The following is a 25,422-nucleotide window of genomic DNA, read 5'->3' on the forward strand; positions in this document are numbered from 1 at the left end:
TCCAGACCTCCGTTGTAGGTTAGGTTAGGCTCACCTTACTCAAGGAGATCGCATGTCTCGCCCTGGGAACACCACACACGTCACGGACAGCACAGACAGCATCGACGCGCCTGATGGCGTCGAGATGACGGAGGACCGATCAGATCGTGGTCAGCCGCGTCCCAGCGGGCTTGAAATCACACGGATGCCGTCAGCAGCCGAGCGCACACGAACTCTCGTACAGAGTACCTGCTCCGCGGTACTGCTCGTTCCCGGGCTCGAAGCCGCGGGCTCGGACCAGCTCATGCCGCTTTCCCGGGGCGTGGGACCGGACGGCGATCTGTTCCTGGAATTCCCCGCGGACTCCCCGGCCGTACGGGCCGCGACGCACGCCCAGGACGACGAGCTGCCGGCCGTGCTGGAGGTCACGGACGTCGCCCCGGTCTCGGTACCCCACCGGATCCGGGGCCGCGCCCGAGTCAGCGGCTGGCTGACCGCCGTCCCCGGAATGGCGGGCCCCGGCCGGATGATGCTCCGCCTGGAGACCGACGAGGCGCACATCGACGACCTGTGGGGCGTGGAGGACGTCGAGGCCGAGAGCTTCCGCGACGCCGCCCCCGACCCGCTCGCCCTCCACGAGGCCGAGCTGCTCCAGCACCTCTACTCCTCGCACACGGAGGAGCTGGCGTCGCTGTGCGAACTGCTCGGCGAGCGGGCCGTGTGCTCCTGCCCCGAGCACCGGCCGGCCGTGGTGCCGCTGGTGCTTGACCGGTTCGGGCTGCGGGTGCGCTTCTGCGAGCAGGAGGGCGGCTGCTTCGACGCCCGCTTCGAGTTCCCCGAGCCGGTGCGGGACGTGGTGGAACTCAGCCACGCCATGCACACGCTCTTCGCGGCCGCCGGTCACTGAGGAGCGCGTCGGACGCCCGCCGGGCACGGACTCAGGCCGTGCCCGTCCCGTCCTCGCCGTCCGCCCGGCCCAGCCGCTCCCTGACCCGGTCCACCACGTCCGCGCACCGCGCCTCGGCGCCGTAGCGGGTGGGGCGGTAGTACTGCTTGTCGCTCACCGCGTCCGGCGCGTACTGCTGGGCGGCGATGCCACCGGGCACGTCGTGCGGGTAGACGTAGCCCTGGGCGTGGCCCAGCTTGGCCGCGCCCTTGTAGTGGCCGTCGCGCAGATGGGCCGGGACCGGGCCGGCCAGCCCCTTGCGGATGTCCTCGCGGGCGGCGGAGATCGCCAGCGTCGCCGCGTTGGACTTGGGGGCGAGGGCCAGCGCGATGGTGGCGTGGCTGAGGGTGAGCGCCGCCTCGGGAAAGCCGATCAGGGCCACCGCCTGGGCGGCCGCGACCGCGGTGGGCAGCGCCGTGGGGTCGGCGAGGCCGATGTCCTCGCTGGCCGAGATCATCAGCCGCCGGGCGATGAAACGCGGGTCCTCCCCCGCCTCGATCATGCGGGCCAGGTAGTGCAGGGCCGCGTCGACGTCGGAGCCCCGGATCGACTTGATCAGGGCGCTGGCCACGTCGTAGTGCTGGTCGCCGTCCCGGTCGTACTTCACGGCCGCCCGGTCGACGGTCTCCTCCAGGGTGAGGAGCGTGATCTCCTCCTCCTGCTTGGACAGCGCGGCCCCGGCGGCGGCCTCCAGGGCGGTCAGCGCGCGGCGGGCGTCGCCCCCGGCGATGCGCAGCAGGTGCTCCTCGGCGTCCTCCGGCAGGCCCACCGCGCCGCCGAGCCCGCGCTCGTCGGTGAGGGCGCGGCGCAGCAGGCCGCGCAGGTCGTCGTCGGTCAGGGGCTCCAGCGTGAGCAGCAGCGAGCGCGAGAGGAGCGGGGAGATGACGGAGAAGTACGGGTTCTCCGTGGTGGCGGCGATCAGGGTGACCCAGCGGTTCTCGACGGCGGGGAGCAGGGAGTCCTGCTGGGCCTTGGAGAAGCGGTGGATCTCGTCCAGGAAGAGGACGGTCTCCTTGCCGTACCCCCCGGTGGCGCGGCGGGCGCCCTCGATCACGGCGCGGACTTCCTTGACGCCGGCGGTGATCGCGGAGAGCTCCACGAACCGCTTGTTCGTCGCCTTGCTGACCACGTACGCGAGGGTGGTCTTGCCGGTCCCGGGCGGGCCCCAGAGGATGACCGACGAGGGGCCGGCCGGTCCGCCGCCGCTCTCGCCGACCAGGCGGCGCAGGGGCGAGCCCGGCTTGAGCAGATGCTGCTGGCCGACGACCTCGTCCAGGGTACGGGGACGCATCCGGACGGCCAGCGGGCTGCTGGACGGATCCTTCTCCTGGCGGTCTTCGGCAGCGGCGGTAAAGAGGTCGGGCTCCACGTCTCGAAGCCTATGTCACCGCACTGACAACGCCTCCGGGCCGGTCGTCCGGCCCGGCGGTACGGCGCGGGTCAGCTGGTCCAGAAGTCCCACCAGCGGGTCAGGATCAGCATGCCGATGATGCCGATCCACAGCACCGGGGGAACCCAGTGGAACTCGGTGAGGCCGTTGCGCAGCCAGGAGGGCGCGGGGATGATCCGGTGCCGGATGTTGTGCGTGGTGACGTAGCAGAACATCAGGATGGTGGCGACCCAGGCCAGGCAGCACCACAGGCACAGCGAGTTGATGTTGTACAGCGACTGGTACTGGAGCCAGGTGCAGAAGCCGACGCCGAACAGCGTGCCCGCGTTCATGCCGAGCCAGTACCAGGGGCGGAAGCGGGCTCCGGCGAGGATGGCCAGGCCGATGGCGATGATCACCGGGTAGGTGACCATGCCGAGCCAGGGGTTGGGGAAGCCGAAGGCGGACGCCTGCTCGCTCTTCATGATGTTGCCGCAGGCGACCACGGGGTTGAGGCTGCACCCGGGGACGAAGGAGGGGTCCTCCATCATCTTGAGCTTGTCGAGCGTGATGACCCATGCGGCGAGCGTTCCGGCGGCGCCCGTGATCATGAGCAGGATGGCCAGCGCGCGGCTGCCGCCGATGGTCCGCTTCCCGCCCCTCTCGTCCTGGTCGGAGGAGGGATGGTCAACCGCTGCAGTCGTCATATCGCCGTTTCCGTCACTGAGTAGCCTGCTGGGGCAGGGTCATTGTGCCGCACGGCCGGGCCGCTCTTCCGTTCGATGCACATAAAGACGTACGCACCCGAGCGGCCCGGTCCCGGAGCGGATCCCGGGCCCCGCAGCCGCGACGAGGTCCCTCACACCCCGCAGGCCTCTCACCCCGGCGTCACCTCCCGCACAGCCGGAATCACCGTGCGGGATGAATCCGCGCCCACCACATTGACGCGAGGGGGCGGGCCCACCGCCCGCCCCCCGCACGTCTCAGGCGAGGCGCGCGCGGACCGTCTCGACCACGTCGGAGACGGGGACCGGCATCTGCTCGCCGGACTCCATGTCCTTGAGCTGGACGTGGCCCTCGGCCAGGTCGCGCTCGCCGGCCACGATCGTGAACCGGGCGCCCGAGCGGTTGGCGCTCTTCATCGCGCCCTTCAGCCCCCGGCCGCCGTACGCGAAGTCCGCGGCCACGCCCTCCCGGCGCAGCCGGGTGACGACGCCGAACAGGACCCGGCGGGCCTCCTCGCCGAGCGGGACCGCGAAGACGCTGGTGGTGGAGGGCAGGTCCAGCTCGATGCCCTCGGCCTCCAGGGCGAGGACCGTGCGGTCCACGCCGAGCGCCCAGCCGACCGACGGGAGCGCCGGGCCGCCGATCATCTCGGAGAGCCCGTCGTAGCGGCCGCCGCCGCCCACCGCGGACTGCGAGCCGAGGCCGTCGTGGACGAACTCGAAGGTGGTGCGCGTGTAGTAGTCGAGGCCGCGGACCAGCTTCTCGTCGTCCTCGTAGATCACCCCGGCCTCGTTGAGCAGGTCGCGGACCTGCTCGTGGTACGCCTTGCACGCGTCGCAGAGGAAGTCGCGCAGCACCGGGGCGCCGGTCAGCTGCTTCTGGACCTCGGGGCGCTTGTCGTCCAGGACGCGCAGCGGGTTGATTTCGATGCGCCGGCGGGTCTCCTCGTCCAGGTCGAGTTCGCGCAGGAAGCCCTGGAGCGCGTCCCGGTAGACGGGGCGGCACTCCTTGTCGCCCAGCGAGTTCAGCAGGATCCGGAACTCGCGCAGGCCCAGCGCACGGTACGCCTGGTCGGCCAGGATGATCAGCTCGGCATCGAGCGCCGGGTCCTCGGCGCCGATGGCCTCCGCCCCGACCTGCGAGAAGTGGCGGTAGCGGCCCTTCTGCGGGCGCTCGTAGCGGTAGTACGAGCCGGAGTACCAGAGCTTGACCGGCAGGTTGCCCAGCTTGTGGAGGTTGGCCTCCAGGGCCGCGCGGAGCACCGAAGCGGTGCCCTCGGGGCGCAGGGCGAGCTGGGAGCCGCCCTTGGTGGTGAGGGTGTACATCTCCTTGGTCACGATGTCGGTGGACTCACCGACGCCGCGCGAGAAGAGGGCCACGTCCTCGAAGCCGGGGGTCTCGATGTAGCCGTAGCCGGAGTTCTTCAGCGGGGCGGCGATCGCCTCGCGCACCGCCAGGTACTTCGCGGAGTCCGGCGGCGTCAGGTCGTACGTGCCCTTGGGGGCCTTGAAGGTGCTCACGATCGCTCTCGTCACATTCCTCGTCGGGGCGCGTCCGCACCGGTCATCCCGGTCAGAAACGGGTTGGTGGCGCGCTCGCGGCCGATGGTCGTCTGGGGGCCGTGGCCGGACAGCACCACGGTCGAGTCGTCGAGCGGCAGGCACACACGGGCCAGCGACTCGAGGAGCTCGGCGTGGTCGCCGCCGGGCAGGTCGGTGCGTCCGACGGAGCCGGCGAAGAGCAGGTCGCCCGAGAAGAGGACCGGGGGGACCTCCGGGGTCTCGGGCATCCTGAACGTCACCGACCCCTTGGTATGGCCGGGCGCGTGCGCGACGCCGAACTCCATGCCCGCGAGGCTCAACCGGGCGCCGTCGGTCAGCTCCTGGACGTCGTCCGGCTCGCCCACCGTCAGTTCGCCCATGAGCGGCATCCCGATGGAGCGGCCGAGGGCCTTCTCCGGGTCGCTCATCATGTAGCGGTCCCGGGGGTGGATCCAGGCGGGGACATCGTGCGCGCCGCACACCGGGACGACCGAGGCGACGTGGTCGATGTGGCCGTGTGTGAGGACGACGGCGACGGGCTTGAGCCGATGCTTCCTCAGCGTTTCCTCGACTCCGGCGGCGGCCTGGTGGCCCGGGTCGATGATCACGCACTCCTCACCCGCGGCGGGGGCGACCAGGTAACAGTTGGTCCCCCAGGCCCCGGCGGGGAACCCGGCAATCAGCACGATCGTCCTTAAATGGTCGTCCTACGCGGAAGAGCGACCGCGAGGTCACAGCAGTTCAGAGCCTACCGGCGCTCCTCATTCCACAGCTAACCCATATACGGTACGGGGCGACCCAGGCTCGAACACACGACGTACAAGGAGAACACCCGGTGGTCACCAGCGATCAGCGGCGGCGGCAGCTCGCCCGGGAGAAGTACGAGCGGCAGCAGCGACGCCGGGAGGACGCCCGGCGGCGTACGAGGCGGCTGACGCTCGCCATCACCTCGGCGGTCGCCGTGGTGGCGGTCATCGGCGGCGCGACGTACCTCGCCACCAGCGGGAACGACGACAAGGACAAGACGGACGCGGCGGCGAGCCAGAGCCCGTCGGCCGAGGCGTCGCCCTCCCCCACGGAGGAGGCGAAGCCCGAGCCCGCGATGAAGATCGACAAGAAGGCCACGTACACGATGTCGCTCAAGACGAGCCAGGGCGACATCGCGTTCACCATGGACGCGTCGAAGACCCCGCACACGACGAACTCCTTCAAGTCGCTGGCCGACAAGAAGTTCTTCGACGGCACCAAGTGCCACCGGCTGACCACGGAGAACATCTACGTCCTCCAGTGCGGCGACCCCAAGGGCGACGGCACGGGCGGTCCGGGCTACACGATCCCCGACGAGAACCTGACCGCGCTGGGCAAGGCGGGCGCGGACGGCTCGGTGACGTACCCGGCGGGCACGGTGGCGATGGCCAATACCGGTCAGGAGCACACCGGCGGCAGCCAGTTCTTCCTGGTCTACAAGGACAGCAAGCTGCCGCCCACGTACACGCCGTTCGGCACGATGGACGCGAAGTCGCTGAAGGCCGTGCAGGCCGTCGGCAAGGCCGGAGTGGACGGCGGCGGCCCCGACGGGGCGCCGAAGAAGGCCGTGAACATCTCGAAGCTGACCGTCGACAAGAAGTGATCGAGGGGGCGGGCCCGCCGGGCGGCGAATAAATCCGGCCGTGCTGAGTGCGGACAGCCGGGCGGCCCGTCGCCTAGATTGGCGTCGTGCAGGGCGGGCGGTGCCCGCCCCAGGAAACTGTGGACGATGCCAGGGGGGTGATCCCCTCGCGGGCATCAGGTGGAGGAGGCGCTGTGAGCAGCGACCCGTGGGGCCGAGTCGATGAGACGGGCACCGTGTACGTGCGTACAGCCGACGGCGAGCAGGTTGTCGGATCGTGGCAGGCCGGTTCACCGGCGGAGGCCCTGGCCTACTTCGAGCGCAAGTACGAGGGCATTGTGGTCGAGATCGGCCTCCTCGAACGGCGGGTGAAGACCACCGATCTGTCCGCGAAGGACGCGACGACCGCCATCGAGCACCTGCGCACCCAGGTCGACGAGCATCACGCCGTCGGCGACCTGGACGCGCTGCGCAAGCGGCTGGACGCGCTCGTCGCGACGGTCGATTCGCGTCGCGAGGAGCGCAAGGCCCAGAAGGCGAAGCAGGCCGACGAGGCGAAGCACGCCAAGGAGGCCCTGGTCGCCGAGGCCGAGGAGCTGGCGCAGAGCGAGCAGTGGCGCTCCGCGGGCGAGCGGCTGCGCGCCCTCGTGGACACGTGGAAGGGCCTGCCCAGGCTCGACCGCAAGTCCGACGACGAGCTGTGGCACCGCTTCTCGCACGCCCGCTCGGCGTTCTCCAAGCGCCGCAAGGCCCACTTCGCCTCGCTGGACGCCCAGCGCGAGGAGGCCCGCAAGGTCAAGGAGAAGCTGGTCGCCGAGGCCGAGTCGCTCTCCGGGTCCACGGACTGGGGGGCCACGGCCGCCCGCTACCGCGACCTGATGACCCAGTGGAAGGCGGCGGGCCGCGCCCAGCGCGAGGCCGAGGACGAGCTGTGGAACCGTTTCCGCGGTGCTCAGGACGTCTTCTTCGCCGCCCGTGGCGAGGTCTTCGCGGAGCGCGACGCGGAGCAGGGCGAGAACCTCAAGCTGAAGGAGGAGCTCGCCGACGAGGCCGAGAAGCTGGTGCCGGTGCGGGACCTGAAGGCGGCCAGGGCCGCGTTCCGGGGCATCAACGAGCGCTGGGAGGCCATCGGCCACGTACCGCGTGACGCCCGTCCGAAGGTCGAGGGACGGATGCAGGCGGTGGAGCGGACGCTCCAGGAGGCCGAGGAGGCCGAGTGGCGCCGGACGAACCCGGAGGCGCGGGCCCGCGCCGCGGGTCTGACCGGTCAGCTCCAGGCGGCCGTGGACAAGCTGCGCGGCCAGATCGACGCGGCCCGCGCCTCGGGCAACAACGCCCGCGCGGACAAGCTGGCCCGTGAGCTGGAGGGCCGGCAGGCCCTGCTCGACCAGGCGCTCAAGGGCCTGGAGGAGTTCGGCGGCTGATCCGGCTTCCGTAGTACAGGAGAGGGGCCCTTCCGCACGGTGCGGAAGGGCCCCTCTCCTGTACGCGTGCTACGGGCGGCGGGCCGAGGTCACCCGGTAGACGTCGTAGACGCCCTCCACGCCCCGTACCGCCTTCAGGACGTGGCCGAGGTGCTTCGGGTCGCCCATCTCGAAGGTGAAGCGCGAGGTGGCCACCCGGTCCCGGGACGTCTGGACGGCGGCGGACAGGATGTTGACGTGCTGGTCCGAGAGGACCCGGGTGACGTCCGACAGGAGCCGGGACCGGTCCAGGGCCTCGACCTGGATGGCGACCAGGAAGACCGAGGACTGGGTGGGCGCCCACTCGACCTCCAGGATCCGTTCCGGCTGCTGGGAGAGCGAGTCGACGTTCACGCAGTCCGCGCGGTGCACGGAAACGCCGCTGCCCCGGGTGACGAAGCCGATGATGGGGTCGCCGGGCACGGGCGTACAACAGCGCGCGAGTTTGACCCAGACGTCGTCCACGCCCTTGACGACGACCCCGGGGTCGGCGTTGGAGCGGCGCTTGGTGCGGCTGCGGGAGGGCGGGGTGCTCTCCTCCAGGTCCTCGTTGGCCGCGTCCTCGCCGCCGAGGGCCTGGACCAGCTTCTGCACGACGCCCGCGGCGGCCACATGGCCCTCGCCGATCGCGGCGTACAGCGAGGAGATGTCCGGGTAGCGCATCTCGTGCGCCAGGGTCACCAGCGAGTCGCCGGTCAGGATGCGCTGGATCGGCAGGTTCTGCTTGCGCATGGCCCGCGCGATGGCGTCCTTGCCCTGCTCGATCGCCTCGTCGCGGCGCTCCTTGGAGAACCAGGCGCGGATCTTGTTGCGGGCCCGGGGCGACTTGACGAAGCCCAGCCAGTCGCGGGAGGGCCCGGCGCCGGCCGCCTTCGAGGTGAAGACCTCGACCAGGTCGCCGTTGTCGAGCGTGGACTCCAGCGGCACGAGCCGGCCGTTGACCCGTGCTCCTATCGTGCGGTGGCCGACCTCCGTGTGGACGGCGTACGCGAAGTCGACCGGGGTGGCCCCGGCGGGCAGCGCTATGACGTCGCCCTTGGGCGTGAAGACGAAGACCTCGTTGCGCGAGAGGTCGAAGCGCAGGGACTCCAGGAACTCGCTGGGGTCCTCGGTCTCCTTCTGCCAGTCCAGGAGCTGGCGGAGCCACGCCATGTCGTTGACGGTGTCCTGGCCGCGCCCGGTGTTCTTGGGGACGTCGGTGCGGACCTTGGAGGCGCCCGCGACGGCCTCCTGCTTGTACTTCCAGTGCGCGGCGATGCCGTACTCGGCGCGGCGGTGCATGTCGAACGTACGGATCTGGAGCTCGACGGGCTTGCCGCTGGGACCGATCACCGTGGTGTGCAGCGACTGGTACATGTTGAACTTGGGCATCGCGATGTAGTCCTTGAACCGGCCGGGGACCGGATTCCATCGCGCGTGCACGGTGCCGAGCGCCGCGTAGCAGTCGCGGACGGTGTCCACGAGGACGCGGATGCCCACCAGGTCGTAGATCTCGGCGAAGTCGCGGCCCCGCACGATCATCTTCTGGTAGACGCTGTAGTAGTGCTTGGGCCGTCCGGTGACGGTGGCCTTGATACGGGCGGCGCGCAGGTCGGCCTGGACCTCGTCGGTGACGATGGCGAGGTATTCGTCGCGCTTGGGCGCGCGCTCGGCGACCAGCCGCACGATCTCGTCGTACATCTTGGGGTAGAGGATCGCGAAGGCGAGGTCCTCCAGCTCCCACTTGATGGTGTTCATGCCCAGGCGGTGGGCGAGCGGGGCGTAGATCTCCAGCGTCTCGCGGGCCTTCTTCTCCTGCTTCTCCCGCTTGAGATACCGCATGGTGCGCATGTTGTGCAGCCGGTCGGCGAGCTTGATGACCAGGACGCGCGGGTCCTTGGCCATGGCGACGACCATCTTGCGCACGGTCTCGGCCTGGGCGGCCTCGCCGAACTTGACCTTGTCCAGCTTGGTGACGCCATCGACCAGCAGGGCGACCTGGTCGCCGAAGTCACGGCGCAGGGTGTCCAGGCCGTACTCGGTGTCCTCGACCGTGTCGTGCAGCAGCCCGGCCATCAGGGTGGCCGGATCCATACCCAGCTCGGCGAGGATCGTGGTGACGGCGAGCGGGTGCGTGATGTACGGGTCGCCGCTCTTGCGCTTCTGGCCGCGGTGCCAGCGCTCGGCGACCTGGTAGGCCCGCTCGATCTGGCGCAGCGTGGCGGTCTCGGTCTTGGCGTCGTTGCCGCGGACGATCCGCAGCAGCGGTTCGAGGACCGGGTTGTACGGGCTGGAGCGCTGGACGCCGAGCCGGGCGAGGCGGGCCCGGACGCGGTTGGAGGAGCCGCCGGAGCGGGAGGCCGGGCCGGTGGGCGAGGTGGACCCGGCGGCGGGCTTCGCGGGGGGCTTGGGCGCGGTCGGGGCGGGTGCGGCCGGCTGGGCGGGGGAAGCGGGCGCGGGGCCGTTGGCCTCGGCGGGCGCCGGGCCCGTGCCGGGCTGGGGCGCCGGAGGCTTCGGCTTCTCCGCGGGCTGCTGCTTCGCGGGCGTGGCGGAGGCGCCCCCGGGCTTGTCGGGCTGCGGGGCGGCGACTGGCTGGGCCTCGTCTGGCAAGAGCGCTCCTCGTGCGGATCCGGACACACCCGGAAGGGCCATCGTAACGACCCGGCGGCCGGTCCTCCCCCGGGGACCGTGAGAGCCCTGACAACGCCGACGGGCACCCGGTTGTTCCCGGGTGCCCGTCGGCGTCGGTGCGGCAGGTCCTCAGACCGTGATCAGGGCCTCCAGCGGGGCCCCGCGCAGGCTGTCGGCCAGGCGGGCCCGGCCGGCCAGGAAGCCGAGCTCCATGAGGACGGCGACCCCGGCGACCTGGGCGCCGGCCCGGCGGATGAGCTCCAGGGACGCGTCGGCGGTGCCGCCGGTGGCGAGCACGTCGTCGATGACCATGATCCGGTCGTCGGCGGACAGGTCCTCCGCGTGGATCTCGATCTCGGCGGTGCCGTACTCCAGCTCGTACGCCTGGCTGAGCGTGGCCCCCGGCAGCTTCCCGGCCTTGCGGACCGGTACGAAGCCGAGGCCGGCCCGGACCGCGACGGGCGCGGCCAGGATGAAGCCGCGGGCCTCCAGGCCGACGATCTTCGTGGCGCCGTGCCGCAGGCACAGCTCCGCGAGGGCGTCGGTGAGCGCCGTGAAGGCGACCGGGTCCGCGAGCAGCGGGGTGATGTCCTTGAACATCACGCCCGGCTTCGGGTAGTCCGCCACGTCACGGATGCGGCTGAGCAGCAGCTCCCTGGTGCTCTCGGTGGTGCTGGTCATCAGCGCTTCCCCGGGGTCCGGCCGTGGCCCCTCGGCTGCTGGCGCTGTCCGACGACGGCACCCGCGGGGGCGGCGTCCTCGTAGTCGCCCTCGCCTCGTTCGTCCTCCTCGGTCTCGCCCTTGGCGGCGGCGGCCGCGCGCTTGGCGAGGACCCGCTTCTTCAGGGCCTTCATCTGCGGCTCGCGTTCCTTGAGGTCGGCGACCAGCGGGGTGGCGATGAAGATCGAGGAGTACGCACCGGCCGCGAGGCCGACGAAGAGGGCGAGCGAGATGTCGTTCAGCATGCCGGCGCCGAGGACGCCGCCGCCGATGAACAGCAGGCCGGCGACCGGCAGCAGGGCGACGACGGTGGTGTTGATCGAGCGGACCAGCGTGCTGTTGATGGAGCGGTTGGCGACGTCGCTGTACGTCCACCGGGTCTGCTTGGTGATCCCCTTCGTGCCCTCCTTGAGGCTGTCGAAGACGACGACCGTGTCGTAGAGGGAGTAACCGAGGATGGTCAGCAGACCGATCACGGTGCCCGGGGTGACCTCGAAGCCGACCAGGGCGTAGACACCCACCGTGATGGTGATGTCGTGGATCAGCGCGACCAGGGCCGCGACGGCCATCCGCCACTCGAAGGCGATGGCCAGGTAGATCACGACCAGGATCATGAAGACGCCGAGGCCGGTCCACGCCTTGTTGGCGATCTGCTCGCCCCAGCTGGGACCGACGAGGTCGGCCGCGATCTTCTCGCGCGGGACGTCGAGGTCCTTGGCGAGCTTGTCCTGGATCTGGTCGGACTTCGCGGTGTCGACCTCGGTGATCTGGATGCGCAGACCGCCGTTGCCGAGCTTCTGGACGATGGCCTGGTGGCCGGAGGCGTCGGACGCCAGGTCCTCAGCCTCGGAGACGGACACGCTCGTCTTCGGGGTGGTGAAGACGGCACCGCCCTTGAACTCGATGCCCATGTTCAGGCCGCTGACCACCAGGCCGAGGATGGCCGTGATGGTGATCAGGACGGAGACGCCGTACCAGATCTTGCGCTTGCCGATGAAGTCGTAGCCGACCTCGCCTCGGTAGAGACGGGCGCCGAGATTCCCGAGTCGCGACATCTCACGCCTCCTTCGGTTCGGTGGGGGCGTTGACACGACGGGAGCGGCGCAGCGGCGGCTTCGCGCCGAGGCGCTTCGGGTCCAGACCGGACCACGGGTGGCCGCTGGCGAAGAACTTCTTGCGGGCCATGATCGTCATGAGCGGCTTGGTGAAGAAGAAGACCACGACGACGTCGAGCAGGGTGGTGAGACCCAGCGTGAACGCGAAGCCCTGGACCTTGCCGACGGTGACCACGAAGAGCACGGCGGCGGCGAGGAACGACACGAAGTCGGAGACCAGGATGGTGCGCCGGGCGCGCGGCCAGCCGCGTTCCACGGCGGGGCGCAGCGTACGGCCCTCGCGGATCTCGTCCCGTACGCGTTCGAAGTACACGATGAACGAGTCGGCGGTGATACCGATGGCCACGATGGCACCGCAGACGGCCGGCAGGTTCAGCGCGAAGCCGATGGCCGGGCCGAGCAGCGACATGATCGTGTAGCTGAGGATGCCGGAGACCAGGAGGCTGAGCAGGGCGATGAACGCCAGACCGCGGTAGTAGGCCACCAGGTAGATGACCACGAGGGCGAGGCCGATGGCGCCGGCGATGAGCCCGGCCTTCAGCTGCTCGCCGCCGAGCGCGGCGGTGACGGTGGTGACGCTCTGCTCCTTGAAGGAGAGCGGGAGCGCACCGTAGGAGAGCTGGTTGGCCAGGGCCTCGGCGGACTCCTGGTTGAAGCTGCCGGAGATCTCGGCGCTGCCGCTCAGCTGCTCGCTGACGCGGGGGGCGGAGACGACCTCGCCGTCCAGCGCGATGGCGAACTGGTTCTGCGGCTGCTGCTGCGTGGAGAGCTTCTTGGTGATCGTCTGGAACTGCTTGGAGCCCTTGCCGCTGAACTCCATCTGGACGATCCACATGCCGCGCTGCTGGTCGAAGGCGGCCTTGGCGGTCTTGACCTCGGTGCCGGAGACCTCGGCCGGGCCGAGCACGTACTTGGCGTCGCCTTCCTGGCTGCAGGCCACGACGGTGTCGCCGGCCTTGCTGCCCAGGGCGGCCTTGGAGCGGGACGCCTTGCTGGAGCAGTCGAGCGAGGCGAACTGCTCCTGGAGCTTGGCGGCGGCGGCCTGGTCCTCGGCGGACGCGGACTCACTGGCCTTCGGCGTGGCGCTGGCCTTCGGCGACGGCGAGGAGTCGGCCTTCAGGGCGCCGGTGACCGCGCGGCCCTGGGTGGTGGCGGACGCGGACGGCTTGTCCGAGGGGCTGGTGGCCTTGTCGCCGTCCGTCGCCTTCTCGGAGGCGGAGGCCTTCGGCGAGGGCGAGCTGCTGGCCTTGCCGGAGGGCGAGGCGCTGGGGTCCGGGGTGGGCGTGCCCTCGGCGACGGTCAGCACCGGCCGGAAGTACAGCTTGGCGGTGGTGCCGACCTGCTCCCTGGCCTGGGCGGAGTTCGTGCCCTTGGGGATGTTGACGATGATGTTGCTGTTGCCCTGGGTCTGGACCTCGGCCTCGCTGACCCCGAGACCGTTGACACGGCGGTTCATGATGTCGACCGCAGTGTCCATGTTGGTCTTGTTGATCGCCTTTTCCTGGCCCGGCTCGGCCTTGGCCTCCAGCGTGATGGAGGTGCCGCCCGCCAGGTCGATGCCGAGTCGCGGCGTCGGCTGGTGGGCCAGGAACATCCCGCCCGTGAGGGCGACCATGGCGATCAGGATCAGCGCCAGGGAACGCACTGGGTTCCCCTGACCGCCGGCCGCGCCTCGGCCCTTCTTCGGTGCTGCCACCTTGTTGATTCTCCCTGTCCAACCGCCCCGCGCCGGGTATGCGCCCAAGCGGCCACGAAGTTAAGTGGGGACCCGCCCCCGCGAAGGCACGCACGCACCGGGGGCCGGACGCCTGTGGGCTCTCACGGCATCCCCGGGTCGCGGTGTGCTACTTCGCGTCGGCCTCGCCGTCGGTCTTGCCCTCGGACTTCTTGTCGTCCGCGGCCTCGGCGTCGGCCTCGACGTCGTCGTCCGAGTCGGTCTTCTTGACCAGGTCGGTCTTGGCGTCGTCGGCCTCGGTCAGCGAGGAGGCGTCGTCGGGCACGACCGCGGCGTCGACGTCGAGCTCCGGGTCGTCGCCATGGACGATGCGGTTGTACTCCGCGTCGTCGAGGACGGCGCCGATCGCGTTCTTCGCGTACACGGCGTGGACGCCGGGAGCGACCTCAAGGAGGACCGTGTCGTCGTGAAGCTCCTTGACGGTGGCGTACATGCCCCCGATCGTGCGGACACCGGTGCCGGGCTGCATCTCGTTGCGCATGGCAACGGCCGCGGCCTGCTTCTTCTTGGCGGACCGCGTCATCAGGAACATGGCCCCGATGAGCACGATGAAGGGGAGGAGAAGGGACGGATTCACGGGACGAGTTTCCTTCGCACGACCGCACTGGAGAACGGCCTGGTCTACGGGGGTGGATACACCGACCCGTTACGGGCGGCATCGGCGGAGTCTAAGCGAGTCCGCATCGATGGAACAACGCCCAGCATGGCACCGTGGTTCCGCTTCCGGTCAACCTGTGACGCATCACGCCCCGAACAGGCCCTGTTGTCCCGTTACGCCGTGCTGCGGCGGGACCATTCCCAGGTGGGCCCAGGCGGCCGGGGTGGCGACCCGTCCGCGCGGCGTCCTGGCCAGCAGCCCTTCCCGTACGAGGAAGGGCTCGGCGACCTCCTCGACGGTCTCGCGCTCCTCCCCCACGGCGACCGCGAGCGTGGACAGGCCCACCGGACCCCCGCCGAACAGCTTGAGCAGCGCCCCGAGCACCGCCCGGTCCAGCCGGTCCAGACCCCGGGCATCGACCTCGTACACCCCGAGGGCCGCCGACGCGATCTCCCGGTCGATCCGGCCGTCGGCCTTGACCTGGGCGTAGTCCCGCACGCGGCGCAGCAGCCGGTTCGCGATACGGGGCGTGCCCCGGGAGCGCCCGGCGATCTCGGCGGCGCCCTCGGCGTCCAGCTCGACGTCGAGCAGGCGGGCGGAGCGGTGGATCACCCGTTCCAGCTCGGCGGGGGCGTAGAACTCCATGTGCCCGGTGAAGCCGAAGCGGTCGCGCAGCGGGGGCGGCAGCAGCCCGGCCCGGGTGGTGGCGCCGACCAGCGTGAAGGGGGGCAGCTCCAGCGGGATCGCGGTGGCGCCGGGGCCCTTGCCGACGATGACGTCGACCCGGAAGTCCTCCATGGCCATGTACAGCATCTCCTCGGCGGGCCGGGACATGCGGTGGATCTCGTCCAGGAACAGCACCTCGCCCTCCTGGAGCGAGGAGAGGATCGCCGCGAGGTCGCCGGCGTGCTGGATGGCGGGGCCGGAGGTGATGCGGATCGGGGCGTTCATCTCCGCCGCGATGATCATGGAGAGCGTCGTCTTGCCGAGGCCGGGCGCGCCGGAGAGCAGGACGTGGTCGGCGGTGGCGCCGCGGGCGCGGGCGGCCTTGAGGACGAGGTCGAGCTGTTCGCGGACCTTTTCCTGGCCGACGAACTCGTCCAGGTCCTTGGGGCGCAGCGCGGCCTCGACCGCGGTGTCGTCGCCGTCCGCGCCGGCGTCGACCAGCCGCTCGTCGAGCCGGTCGTCCATGCCGGCTCCGGTGTCGTCCCAGTTCATCTCGTCTGTCCGCCTCGGATGTATCGGTGCCCGGGCCGGGGGTGGCCGGCCGGGCGGAGAAGGGGGGCCCGTGCCGCTCAGCGCGCCCGGTTGAGGGTCTGCAGGGCGGCGCGCAGCAGCTGTGGCACGGGTGCCTGGCCTCCGGCGGCGAGGGCTTCCTCGGCCTGGGGCGCGACGGCGGCGACCGCCTCGTCGGCCTCGCGGGTGGCGTAGCCGAGGCCGATCAGGGCGGCCTGGAGCTGGTCGCGCCAGGAGGCGGAGACGGCGGTGCCGATGCCCTGGCCGGGGGCGTGGGAGCCGATCGGCTCGCCGAGCCGGTCCTTCAGTTCCAGCAGGAGCTTCTGGGCGCCCTTCTTGCCGATGCCGGAGACGGCGGTGAGCGCCTTCTCGTCGCCGGTGGCCACGGCGAGCCGCAGGGCGTCCGGGGTGTGCGTGGCCAGCATGGCCTGGGCCAGCCGGGGGCCGACGCCGCTGGCGGTCTGGAGGAGCTCGAAGACCTGCCGCTCGTCGTCGTCGGCGAAGCCGTAGAGGGTCAGCGAGTCCTCGCGGACGACGAGCGAGGTGGCGAGCCTCGCCTCCTGGCCGATGCGCAGGGCGGCCAGGGTGTTCGGGGCGCACTGGACGGCCATGCCGATGCCGCCGACCTCGATGACGGCCGTGGTCGGGGCGAGCGCGGCGACGGGGCCGGTGACGAAGGCGATCATCGGGGGACCTTCCGGACGGGTACGGCTGCGGTGCGCGGGACGCGCGGGGTGCGGGCGGCGGCCGCCGCGTGCGCCTGCTGGAGGCGGTTGAGGGCGGGGGCGCGCCAGATGTGGCAGATGGCGAGCGCCAGGGCGTCCGCGGCGTCGGCCGGCTTGGGCGGGGCGTCCAGCCGCAGGAGCCGGGTCACCATGGCTCCCACCTGCGCCTTGTCGGCGCGCCCGCTGCCGGAGACGGCGGCCTTGACCTCGCTGGGCGTGTGCAGGGCGACGGGGAGGCCGCGCCGGGCCGCGCAGAGCATGGCGACGGCACTGGCCTGGGCGGTGCCCATCACCGTACGCACGTTGTGCTGGGCGAAGACCCGCTCCACGGCGACGCAGTCGGGGCGGTGCTCGTCGAGCCATTCCTCGATGCCGCGCTCGACGGCGACCAGGCGGTGGCCGAGTTCCGCGTCGGCGGGGGTGCGCACGACGCCCACGCCGAGCATGGTGAGCGGGCGGCCCGCGACGCCCTCGACCACGCCGACCCCGCACCGGGTCAGTCCCGGGTCCACGCCGAGCACGCGCACGGTCGCCCCTCCCTGCCGATCGGTCAACTGTTCCAGTGTTTCAGCAGGCTATCGGTCGGCACCGACAATGCGGCGGGCCGGCGGGGGTGTGTCCCCGCCGGCCCGCCGCAACAGCTGTGTCGGACGCGGCTCAGGCGTCGACCTTCGCCATGACCTCGTCGCTCACGTCGAAGTTGGCGAAGACGTTCTGCACGTCGTCGCTGTCCTCCAGCGCGTCGATCAGCTTGAAGATCTTGCGCGCGCCCTCTTCGTCCAGGTCGACCTGCATGGTGGGCAGGAAGTTGGCCTCGGCCGAGTCGTAGTCGATGCCCGCCTCCTGGAGCGCGGTGCGGACCGCGACCATGTCGGTGGCCTCGCTGACGACCTCGAAGGAGTCGCCGAGGTCGTTGACCTCCTCGGCGCCCGCCTCGAGAACGGCACCGAGCACGTCGTCCTCGGTCAGCTCGCCCTTGGGGACGATGACGACGCCCTTGCGGTTGAAGAGGTACGAGACGGAACCCGGGTCGGCCATCGAACCGCCGTTGCGGGTCATGGCGACCCGTACGTCGGACGCGGCACGGTTGCGGTTGTCGGTGAGGCACTCGATGAGCACCGCGACACCGTTGGGGCCGTAACCCTCGTACATGATCGTCTGGTAGTCGACGCCGCCCGCTTCGAGACCGCCACCGCGCTTGACCGCGGAGTCGATGTTCTTGTTCGGGACCGAACTCTTCTTCGCCTTCTGGATCGCGTCCACGAGGGTCGGGTTGCCCTCGGGGTCCACACCGCCGGTGCGGGCCGCGACCTCGATGTTCTTGATCAGCTTCGCGAAGAGCTTGCCGCGCTTGGCGTCAATCACGGCCTTCTTGTGCTTCGTCGTAGCCCATTTAGAGTGGCCGGACATCTGCCTTCTCCTTCGCGTCACCAAATTCCGTACGAACCCGAGAGATCCTACCGGGATCGAGTCACCCGGCCGCGCGCACCATCTCGGTGAAGTACGCGTGGAGCCGGTGATCCCCGGTCAGTTCCGGGTGGAACGAGGTGGCGAGGGCGTTGTTCTGGCGTACGGCCACGATGTGCCCGCCGTGCTCCGCGATCACCTTCGCCCCGGCGCCCACCGACTCGACCCAGGGGGCCCGGATGAAGACGCCCTCGACCGGCCCGCCGTCGATCCCGGCGACCTCGACGGCCGCCTCGAAGGACTCGTTCTGCCGCCCGAAAGCGTTACGGCGCACGATCATGTCGATGCCGCCCAGCGTCTCCTGGCCGGACCGGGGATCGAGGATCTTGTCGGCGAGCAGGATCATCCCGGCGCAGGTGCCGTAGACCGGCATCCCGGCCGCGATGCGCTCGCGCAGGGGGTCCAGCATGCCGAAGAGGGCGGCCAGCTTGGACATGGTGGTGGACTCGCCGCCGGGCAGGACCAGGCCGTCCACCTCGGCCAGCTCCTCGGGACGCCGGACCGGCCTGGCCAGGGCGTCCGCCGAGGCCAGGGCGATCAGGTGTTCCCGTACGTCGCCCTGGAGGGCCAGGACACCGATCACAGGGGTGTCGTTCATCGGTGACTACCAGCCGCGGTTGGCGTAGCGCTCGGCCTCGGGCAGCGTGTCGCAGTTGATGCCGACCATGGCCTCGCCCAGGTTCCGGGAGGCGTCCGCGATGATCTTCGGGTCGTCGTAGAAGGTGGTGGCCTTCACGATGGCGGCGGCGCGCTTGGCCGGGTCGCCGGACTTGAAGATCCCGGAGCCGACAAAGACGCCCTCGGCGCCGAGCTGGCGCATCAGCGCCGCGTCGGCCGGGGTGGCGACGCCGCCCGCGGAGAACAGCACGACGGGCAGCTTGCCCAGCTCCGCGACCTCCTTGACCAGCTCGTAGGGGGCGCGCAGGTCCTTGGCGGCCGCGTACAGCTCGTTGTTGTCGTAGCCGCGCAGCCGGGCGATCTCGTTCTTGATCTGGCGCAGGTGGCGAACGGCCTCGACGACGTTGCCGGTGCCCGCCTCGCCCTTCGAGCGGATCATGGCCGCGCCCTCGGCGATACGGCGCAGCGCCTCGCCCAGGTTGGTGGCGCCGCAGACGAAGGGGGTGGTGAAGGCGAACTTGTCGCTGTGGTTGACCTCGTCGGCCGGGGTCAGGACCTCGGACTCGTCGATGTAGTCGACGCCGAGGGACTGCAGGACCTGCGCCTCCACGAAGTGGCCGATGCGAGACTTGGCCATCACCGGGATGGACACCGACTCGATGATCTCCTCGATCATGTTCGGGTCCGACATCCGGGCCACGCCGCCGTCCTTGCGGATGTCCGCCGGCACCCGCTCCAGCGCCATGACGGCCACCGCGCCCGCGTCCTCGGCGATCTTCGCCTGCTCGGCGTTGACGACGTCCATGATCACGCCGCCCTTGAGCTGCTCGGCCATGCCGCGCTTGACGCGGGCGGTGCCGGTGGCCGGGGCGTCGGCGGACTGCGGGGTGCTGGGAAGCGTGGACACGGATGACCTCACTGGGGGGAGCGGATGCGGACGCGCCGAATGACGCACTCCCGAGCAAACTCCCCCGCACCAGTCCACAGCAAGGGCCAATAGGAGGCCGGTGGATCGTTTTCGCCTGCGTCCCCGCGTACGGGGGCGGGGCACTGTCCGTCAGCTGCCCGGCCGGTCCGCGAGGGCCACCGGCGGCTCGTCGTCCATCTCGAAGGCCAGCGGGAACGGCGCGTGCCCGGCCAGCCGGAACCACCGCACCGTGCGATGGCGGCGCAGCGCCCGCGCCGCCCGGACCGCGTCGTTGTGGAAGCGGCGCGCCATCGGCACCCGCCGCACCGCCGCCGCCAGCTCGGACGCCGCCTCCTGGCCCCCGGGGATCTCCCGTACCGCCTCCACCTGCGCGCTCTCGCCGAACACCGCGCGCAGAGCGGTGCTCAGCTCGCTCTCGGCGACCTCGCGGTGGTCCTCGGGCGACTGCCGCGCGGCGTGCGCGGCCTCGTACAGCACGATCGACGCGGCCGGGTCGAGGACGCCGGAGGTGGCGAGCTCCTGGGTGACCGAGGCCCGGCGCAGGAGTTGCGCGTCGAGGGCGGCCCGGGCCGCGTCGATGCGGGTGTGCAGCCGGTCGAGGCGGCCGGCGGTCCAGCTGAGGTACAGGCCGATCGCGACGAGCACCACGACGGCCCAGATGATGAGGGTTACGGTCACGGGCGGCAAGGCTACCGGGGAACGGGCCCCGCCCCGGCTACTCCCGGGCCAGCCCGAACCGGGCGCGCAGCCCGGTGCGTTCGTCGGCCGCCACCGAGGCGGCGCCGTCCGTCACCGTCTCGTACACCGCGAGGATGTCCGCCCCGACCGTCGACCAGTCGAAGCGCCGGACATGGGCGCTCCCCCGCTCGCGCAGCCCGGCGCGCCGCTCCGGGTCGCCCAGCAGCCGGATCGCCGCCTCGGCCAGCGCGTCCGCGTTCTCGTTGGCGAACAGCTCGCCCGCCGCGCCCTGGTCCAGGACCTGCGCGAAGGCGTCCAGATCGCTGGCGAGGACCGGCGCGCCCGCCGACATGGCCTCGACCAGGATGATCCCGAAGCTCTCGCCCCCGGTGTTGGGCGCCACGTACAGGTCGACGCTGCGCAGCAGCCGCGCCTTGTCCTCGTCGCTCACCATGCCCAGGAACTCCACGCGCGAGCGCATCTCCTTCGGCAGCGAGGCGACGGCCTCCTCCTCGTCGCCCCGGCCCGCCACCAGCAGCCTGGTGTCCGGCCGGGCGGCCAGGATCGCGGGCAGCGCGCGCATCAGGACGGGCAGGCCCTTGCGGGGTTCGTCGATGCGGCCGATGAAGCCGATCGTGCCGCCCTGCCACTCGGGCCGGGGCTCGGCCCGCGCGAAGAAGTCGACGTCCACCCCGTTCGGGATGACCACGGCGTCCCCGCCCAGGTGCTCGACCAGGGTCCGGCGGGCGTACTCGCTGACCGCGATCCGCGCGCTGATCTTCTCCAGCGCCGCCTGCAGGATCGCGTACGCGGCGATCATCGCCCGGGAGCGCGGGTTGGACGTGTGGAACGTGGCGACGATCGGCCCCTGCGCCGCCCAGCAGGTCAGCAGCCCCAGCGACGGCGAGGTCGGCTCGTGGATGTGGATGACGTCGAACGTGCCCTCGTGCAGCCAGCGCCGCACCCGCGCCGCCGACAGGAACCCGAAGTTCAGCCGGGCCACCGAGCCGTTGTACGGGACCGGCACGGCCCGGCCCGCGGAGACCACGTACGGCGGCAGCGGCGTCTCGTCGTCGGCCGGGGCCAGCACGGACACCTCGTGGCCGAGCCGGATCAGGTGCTCGGCGAGGTCGCGGATGTGGAACTGCACTCCGCCGGGAACGTCCCAGGAGTACGGGCAGACGATGCCGATCTTCACGTCGGGTCTCCGCTCCGGTCCGCACGGGGTTCGAGGTCGGCGATCCAGAGCCGTTGCAGCATGTGCCAGTCCTCCGGGTGCTCGGCGATGCCCACGGCGAACGCGTCGGCCAGGGCCTGCGTCATCACAGACGTCCTCCCGGCCCGGTCACCTGACTCCGGCACCTCGACCGGCGGATGGATGCGCGCCTTCATCACCGGCGTGTCGTCGTACGAGAGCGTCACCGGCAGCAGCAGCGCGCCGGTCTGCTGGGCGAGCAGCGCGGGCCCGGCCGGCATCCGGGCCGTATCGCCGAAGAACGACACCTCGATGCCCGACGAGGACAGATCGCGGTCGGCGACCAGGCAGACCAGACCGCCCGACCGCAGCCGCCGGGCCAGCGTCCCGAACGCGGCACCGCCGGTGTGCGGCAGCACCTCCATGCCCAGGCCCTCGCGGTAGGCGACGAACCGGTCGTACAGCGATTCCGGCTTCAGCCGCTCGGCGACCGTCGTGAACGGCACCTTCAGGTCCGTCGTCACCCACGCCCCGGCCAGGTCCCAGTTCCCCAGGTGCGGCAGGGCGAGGATCACCCCGCGCCCCGAGTCGAGCCCGTCCGTCAGCCGGTGCGCGTCCGTGACGTCGATCGACGCCTTGATCCGCTCCGGGCTCCAGGTGGGCAGCCGGAACGACTCCATCCAGTAGCGCATGTACGAACGCATGCCGGCCCGCGACAGGGCGGCGAGCCTCGCCGGGTCGGCGTCCGGCACGACCCGCTTGAGGTTGGCCTCCAGGCGGAGCACGCTCTTGCCGCGGCGCTTCCACACCTGGTCGGCGAGGGTACGGAAGAGGGCCCGGGCGGCCGGTTCGGGCAGCGTCTTGACCGCCGCCCAGCCCAGCCCGTACAGCGCGTCGCTCAGCCGCTCCTTCGCGCCGGGCCGCGCGTCGGCGCCGGCCACGCTCACTGCCCGGCCGCGTCCGCCGCGTCCGCCTCGGCGGACTCGCGGCGCACGGTGACGACCCGCTGGACCAGCGTCACGAGGCTGCCGACGGCGACAATCCACAGCGCGATCGGCAGCAGCACCTGGATGCCCGGCACCCCGAACTTGTGCAGACCCGCGAAACCGGCCGCCACCAGCGAGATCACCAGGCGCTCGGCACGCTCCACGAGCCCGTTGACCGCCACCGGCAGCCCGATCGCCTCACCGCGCGCCTTCGTGTACGAGACGACCTGGCCGCTCGCCAGGCAGAAGATCGCCACCGCGCACAGGACGTTGTCGTCGCCGCTGCCCGCGTACCAGAGGGCGAAGCCGCCGAAGATCGCACCGTCGGCGACCCGGTCGAGCGTGGAGTCCAGGAACGCGCCCCACCGGCTGGAGATGCCCGCCTGGCGCGCCATGTTCCCGTCGACGAGGTCCGAGAACACGAAGATCGTGATGACGATCGTGCCCCAGAAGAACTCCCCCATCGGGAAGAAGACCAGCGCACCGGCCATCACCCCGGCCGTACCGATCAGGGTGACCGCGTCCGGGCTCACACCGAGACGGAGGAGCAGTGCGGCGAACGGCGTGAGGACACGCGTGAAAAAGGCACGCGCGTACTTGTTCAGCATGGCCTTCCCGAGGGGTAGCTGGGCCTGGCGACCCCGTCGGCCACCGGCTGACCCATCGTAGTCACGCTCTGCGGCGTCCACCGTCCGGGCACCCCGTGCCGGTGCGGGCGTGAGCTATGGACGCGGTGCCGAGGCAGTGCCAAGCTCGGAATACCGCGGGCGTCGCCGCTGCCGCCGCGTCGGCCCTGAGCGCGTGCCCGTGCGCCACCGACGGGAGGCATGATCATGGGCGACAAGGCACACGCACGCACCGGAGCCGCCGGAGGGACACCGGCGGCCGGCCACCACCCCCGCGCCCTGCGCAACGTGGCACTGGTCGGCCACAGCGGCTCCGGCAAGACCACGCTGGTCGAGGCGCTCGCGCAGACCGCGGGCGCCCTCGGCCGGGCGGGCCGGGTCGAGGACGGCACGACCGTCTCCGACCACGCGGAGATCGAGCACCGCCAGAACCGGTCGGTCCAGCTCTCCCTGGTCCCCGTGGACTGGGACGGGCACCGGATCAACCTGCTGGACACCCCCGGGTACGCCGACTTCGTCGGTGAGGTCAGGGCCGGGCTGCGCGCGGCGGACGCGGCCCTCTTCGTCGTCTCGGCCGCCCAGGAACCCGAGGCCGTCGCCGCGACCACCCGGGCGCTGTGGGAGGAGTGCGCCGCCGTCGCCATGCCCCGCGCCCTCGTGGTCACCCACCTCGACACCGCCCGCACCCCGTTCGACGCGATGACCCGGATCTGCGGGGAGCTCTTCGGCGGCGACGACCCCGACGCCGTACTCCCCCTCTACCTGCCCGTGCTCGGCCCCGAGGCCGCCGACGGGCACGCCCCGCTCACCGGCCTCACCGGCCTGCTCACCGAGCGCGTCTTCGACTACTCCGGCGGCGAGCGCGCCGAACACCCCCCGTCCGACGACGAGCGGGCGCCCCTGGCCGAGGCGCGCGCCCGCCTCATCGAGGGCATCATCGCGGAGAGCGAGGACGAGACTCTGATGGACCGCTACCTCGGCGGCGAGACCATCGACACCGGCACCCTGATCACCGACCTCGAACGCGCCGTGGCCCGCGGCTCCTTCCACCCCGTCCTCGCCGCCGCCCCCGCCGCCGAGGGCGCCCGCCAGGGCATCGGCACCGTCGAACTCCTCGACCTGATCACCGGCGGCTTCCCGACCCCCCTCGAACACCCGCTGCCCGCCGTCACCACCCCGGACGGCGCCCCGCTCCCCGCCCTCGACGGCGACCCCGAGGGCCCCCTGGTCGCCGAGGTCGTCAAGACGTCCTCCGACCCCTACGTCGGCCGGCTCTCCCTCGTCCGCGTCTTCAACGGCACCCTGCGCCCCGACGACACCGTGCACGTCCACGGCCACGGCCTCGACTCCCCCGCACACGAGGACCGGCCCAGCCACGAGGCGCGCACCCGCGTCGGCGCCCTCACCTCACCCTTCGGGAAGCAGCAGCGGCCCCTCGACGCGTGCGTCGCCGGCGATCTGGCTTGCGTCGCCCGACTGGAGACCGCCGAAACCGGCGACACCCTCTCCGGCACCGGCCACCCCCTCCTCCTCGCACCCTGGACCACCCCCGACCCCCTGCTCCCGCTCGCCGTCCAGGCCCACAGCAAGGCCGACGAGGACAAGCTCTCGCACAGCCTGGCCCGCCTCGTCGCCGAGGACCCGGCCATGCGCCTCGAACAGAACCCGGACACCGGACAGCTCGTCCTGTGGTGCCTGGGCGAGGCCCACCTGGACGTCGCCCTGGACCGGCTCCGCGACCACTACGGCGTCCAGGTCGACACCGTCCCGCACCGCGTCGCCCTCCGCGAGACCTTCGCCGGACCGGCCACCGGACGCGGCCGCCACGTCAAGCAGTCCGGGGGCCACGGCCAGTACGCGGTCTGCGAGATCGACGTCGAACCCCTGCCCGCCGGCTCCGGCGTCGAATTCGTGGACCGGGTCGTCGGCGGCTCCGTACCCCGCCCGTTCATCGCCTCCGTCGAGAAGGGCGTCCGCGCCCAGGCCGCCCGGGGCGTCGCCGCGGGACACCCCCTGGTCGACATCCGGGTCGTCCTTCGCGACGGCAAGGCCCACTCCGTGGACTCGTCGGACGCCGCCTTCCAGACCGCCGGCGCCCTGGCCCTGCGCGAGGCCGCCGCCGAGGCGCACGTCCGGTTCCTGGAACCCGTCGCCGAGGTCAGCGTCCTGGTGCCCGACGACTACGTGGGCCCGGTCATGAGCGACCTCTCGGGCCGCCGGGGCCGGGTCACCGGCACCGAGCAGTCCGCCTCCGGACGCACCCTCGTCCGCGCCGACGTCCCCGAACTGGAAATCGGCCGGTACGCGGTGGACCTGCGCGCCCTCACCCACGGCACCGGCCGCTTCGACCGCACGTACGCCCGCCACGAACCCATGCCCCCACAGCTCGCCGACCGCGTCCACGCCCCCCAGGGGTGACGCGGAACGGGCCACTCCCCCGCACGTTGTCCACAGGGCCGGACGGCGGACGTATCCGGACGATACGCTGAGACCCCAGCTCAGAAAGTGTGCCGGGCACGGCAGTTGGGAAACAGCCGCAGGAGCGGTTCCTC

The 25,422-nt window shown here is 71.5% G+C and carries 23 protein-coding genes; 4 read left to right on the forward strand and 19 right to left on the reverse strand.

The genetic code is table 11. From position 1 onward, the window contains the following. Positions 1 to 184: 184 nt before the first annotated feature. The gene (locus AMK18_RS23215) at positions 185 to 886 is read left to right on the forward strand and encodes a DUF2470 domain-containing protein (protein ID WP_026171626.1); all 702 of its coding nucleotides are present in this window, start codon (positions 185 to 187) and stop codon (positions 884 to 886) included. Positions 887 to 917: 31 nt separating this feature from the next. On the opposite strand, the gene AMK18_RS23220 is transcribed toward AMK18_RS23215, so the two are convergent. The 4 genes from AMK18_RS23220 to AMK18_RS23235 form a co-directional block, all read right to left on the reverse strand. Next, positions 918 to 2,294 carry a replication-associated recombination protein A gene (locus AMK18_RS23220; RefSeq protein ID WP_073864339.1) on the reverse strand — a complete coding sequence of 459 codons (1,377 nt, stop codon included), beginning with the start codon at positions 2,292 to 2,294 and terminating at the stop codon, positions 918 to 920. 71 nt (positions 2,295 to 2,365) lie between these two features. Then, positions 2,366 to 3,001, reverse strand: coding sequence for a vitamin K epoxide reductase family protein (locus AMK18_RS23225; protein ID WP_073864340.1), 636 nt, complete (start codon positions 2,999 to 3,001; stop codon positions 2,366 to 2,368). Between the two features lie 276 nt (positions 3,002 to 3,277). Then, positions 3,278 to 4,540: a histidine--tRNA ligase gene (gene hisS / locus AMK18_RS23230; RefSeq protein WP_073864342.1), complete on the reverse strand. Its 1,263-nt coding sequence runs from the start codon at positions 4,538 to 4,540 to the stop codon at positions 3,278 to 3,280. A gap of 11 nt (positions 4,541 to 4,551) precedes the next feature. Continuing rightward, complete coding sequence (locus AMK18_RS23235; RefSeq protein ID WP_073864344.1) at positions 4,552 to 5,247, reverse strand: MBL fold metallo-hydrolase; 696 nt, start codon at positions 5,245 to 5,247, stop codon at positions 4,552 to 4,554. 149 nt (positions 5,248 to 5,396) lie between these two features. On the opposite strand from AMK18_RS23235, the gene AMK18_RS23240 reads away from it, so the two are divergent. Continuing rightward, the gene (locus AMK18_RS23240) at positions 5,397 to 6,191 is read left to right on the forward strand and encodes a peptidylprolyl isomerase (protein ID WP_073864346.1); all 795 of its coding nucleotides are present in this window, start codon (positions 5,397 to 5,399) and stop codon (positions 6,189 to 6,191) included. A 173-nt stretch (positions 6,192 to 6,364) separates the two neighbouring features. Next, entirely contained in the window at positions 6,365 to 7,594 is a 1,230-nt protein-coding gene (locus AMK18_RS23245) for a DUF349 domain-containing protein (protein WP_018103881.1), read from the forward strand. Positions 7,595 to 7,663: 69 nt separating this feature from the next. Here AMK18_RS23245 and AMK18_RS23250 read toward each other — a convergent pair whose 3' ends face one another. The 15 genes from AMK18_RS23250 to pgsA form a co-directional block, all read right to left on the reverse strand. Next, a complete protein-coding gene (locus AMK18_RS23250) occupies positions 7,664 to 10,222 on the reverse strand; it encodes a RelA/SpoT family protein (protein WP_018103880.1) in 2,559 nt (852 codons plus the stop codon). Positions 10,223 to 10,372: 150 nt separating this feature from the next. After that, on the reverse strand, positions 10,373 to 10,924 hold the full coding sequence (locus tag AMK18_RS23255) for an adenine phosphoribosyltransferase (protein ID WP_073864348.1): 552 nt from the start codon (positions 10,922 to 10,924) through the stop codon (positions 10,373 to 10,375). Next, a complete protein-coding gene (gene secF / locus AMK18_RS23260) occupies positions 10,924 to 12,018 on the reverse strand; it encodes a protein translocase subunit SecF (RefSeq protein ID WP_018103878.1) in 1,095 nt (364 codons plus the stop codon). The genes AMK18_RS23255 and secF overlap by 1 nt, the downstream gene beginning before the upstream one ends. Position 12,019: 1 nt before the next feature. Further along, entirely contained in the window at positions 12,020 to 13,774 is a 1,755-nt protein-coding gene (secD, locus tag AMK18_RS23265) for a protein translocase subunit SecD (RefSeq protein WP_073864349.1), read from the reverse strand. Between the two features lie 148 nt (positions 13,775 to 13,922). After that, positions 13,923 to 14,390 (reverse strand): preprotein translocase subunit YajC, encoded by a 468-nt coding sequence (gene yajC / locus AMK18_RS23270; RefSeq protein ID WP_073864351.1) that lies wholly within the window; start codon positions 14,388 to 14,390, stop codon positions 13,923 to 13,925. A 165-nt stretch (positions 14,391 to 14,555) separates the two neighbouring features. Then, positions 14,556 to 15,629: a Holliday junction branch migration DNA helicase RuvB gene (gene ruvB, locus AMK18_RS23275; protein ID WP_073864353.1), complete on the reverse strand. Its 1,074-nt coding sequence runs from the start codon at positions 15,627 to 15,629 to the stop codon at positions 14,556 to 14,558. A 77-nt stretch (positions 15,630 to 15,706) separates the two neighbouring features. After that, the gene (gene ruvA / locus AMK18_RS23280) at positions 15,707 to 16,333 is read right to left on the reverse strand and encodes a Holliday junction branch migration protein RuvA (RefSeq protein ID WP_018103874.1); all 627 of its coding nucleotides are present in this window, start codon (positions 16,331 to 16,333) and stop codon (positions 15,707 to 15,709) included. Next, on the reverse strand, positions 16,330 to 16,899 hold the full coding sequence (ruvC, locus tag AMK18_RS23285) for a crossover junction endodeoxyribonuclease RuvC (RefSeq protein ID WP_018103873.1): 570 nt from the start codon (positions 16,897 to 16,899) through the stop codon (positions 16,330 to 16,332). Before ruvC ends, ruvA begins: the two co-directional genes overlap by 4 nt. A 130-nt stretch (positions 16,900 to 17,029) precedes the next feature. Beyond that, positions 17,030 to 17,782, reverse strand: coding sequence for a YebC/PmpR family DNA-binding transcriptional regulator (locus AMK18_RS23290; RefSeq protein WP_026171624.1), 753 nt, complete (start codon positions 17,780 to 17,782; stop codon positions 17,030 to 17,032). 61 nt (positions 17,783 to 17,843) lie between these two features. Continuing rightward, a complete protein-coding gene (gene pdxT / locus AMK18_RS23295) occupies positions 17,844 to 18,437 on the reverse strand; it encodes a pyridoxal 5'-phosphate synthase glutaminase subunit PdxT (RefSeq protein WP_018103871.1) in 594 nt (197 codons plus the stop codon). Positions 18,438 to 18,443: 6 nt separating this feature from the next. Then, positions 18,444 to 19,364, reverse strand: a complete 921-nt coding sequence (gene pdxS, locus AMK18_RS23300) for a pyridoxal 5'-phosphate synthase lyase subunit PdxS (RefSeq protein ID WP_018103870.1) — start codon at positions 19,362 to 19,364, stop codon at positions 18,444 to 18,446. A gap of 150 nt (positions 19,365 to 19,514) precedes the next feature. Beyond that, complete coding sequence (locus AMK18_RS23305) at positions 19,515 to 20,063, reverse strand: membrane protein (protein ID WP_018103869.1); 549 nt, start codon at positions 20,061 to 20,063, stop codon at positions 19,515 to 19,517. 37 nt (positions 20,064 to 20,100) lie between these two features. Next, positions 20,101 to 21,261, reverse strand: coding sequence for a glycosyltransferase family 4 protein (locus AMK18_RS23310; RefSeq protein WP_018103868.1), 1,161 nt, complete (start codon positions 21,259 to 21,261; stop codon positions 20,101 to 20,103). Continuing rightward, on the reverse strand, positions 21,258 to 22,205 hold the full coding sequence (locus AMK18_RS23315; protein WP_073864355.1) for a phosphatidylinositol mannoside acyltransferase: 948 nt from the start codon (positions 22,203 to 22,205) through the stop codon (positions 21,258 to 21,260). The genes AMK18_RS23310 and AMK18_RS23315 overlap by 4 nt, the downstream gene beginning before the upstream one ends. After that, on the reverse strand, positions 22,202 to 22,852 hold the full coding sequence (gene pgsA, locus AMK18_RS23320) for a phosphatidylinositol phosphate synthase (RefSeq protein ID WP_018103866.1): 651 nt from the start codon (positions 22,850 to 22,852) through the stop codon (positions 22,202 to 22,204). The genes AMK18_RS23315 and pgsA overlap by 4 nt, the downstream gene beginning before the upstream one ends. A gap of 225 nt (positions 22,853 to 23,077) precedes the next feature. Here pgsA and AMK18_RS23325 point away from each other — a divergent pair, with 225 nt between their 5' ends. Then, positions 23,078 to 25,288, forward strand: a complete 2,211-nt coding sequence (locus AMK18_RS23325) for an elongation factor G-like protein EF-G2 (protein ID WP_073864555.1) — start codon at positions 23,078 to 23,080, stop codon at positions 25,286 to 25,288. Positions 25,289 to 25,422: the final 134 nt, after the last annotated feature.

Origin of the sequence: Streptomyces sp. CB01249, assembly GCF_001905735.1 — a bacterium.
Taxonomy (GTDB): domain Bacteria; phylum Actinomycetota; class Actinomycetes; order Streptomycetales; family Streptomycetaceae; genus Streptomyces.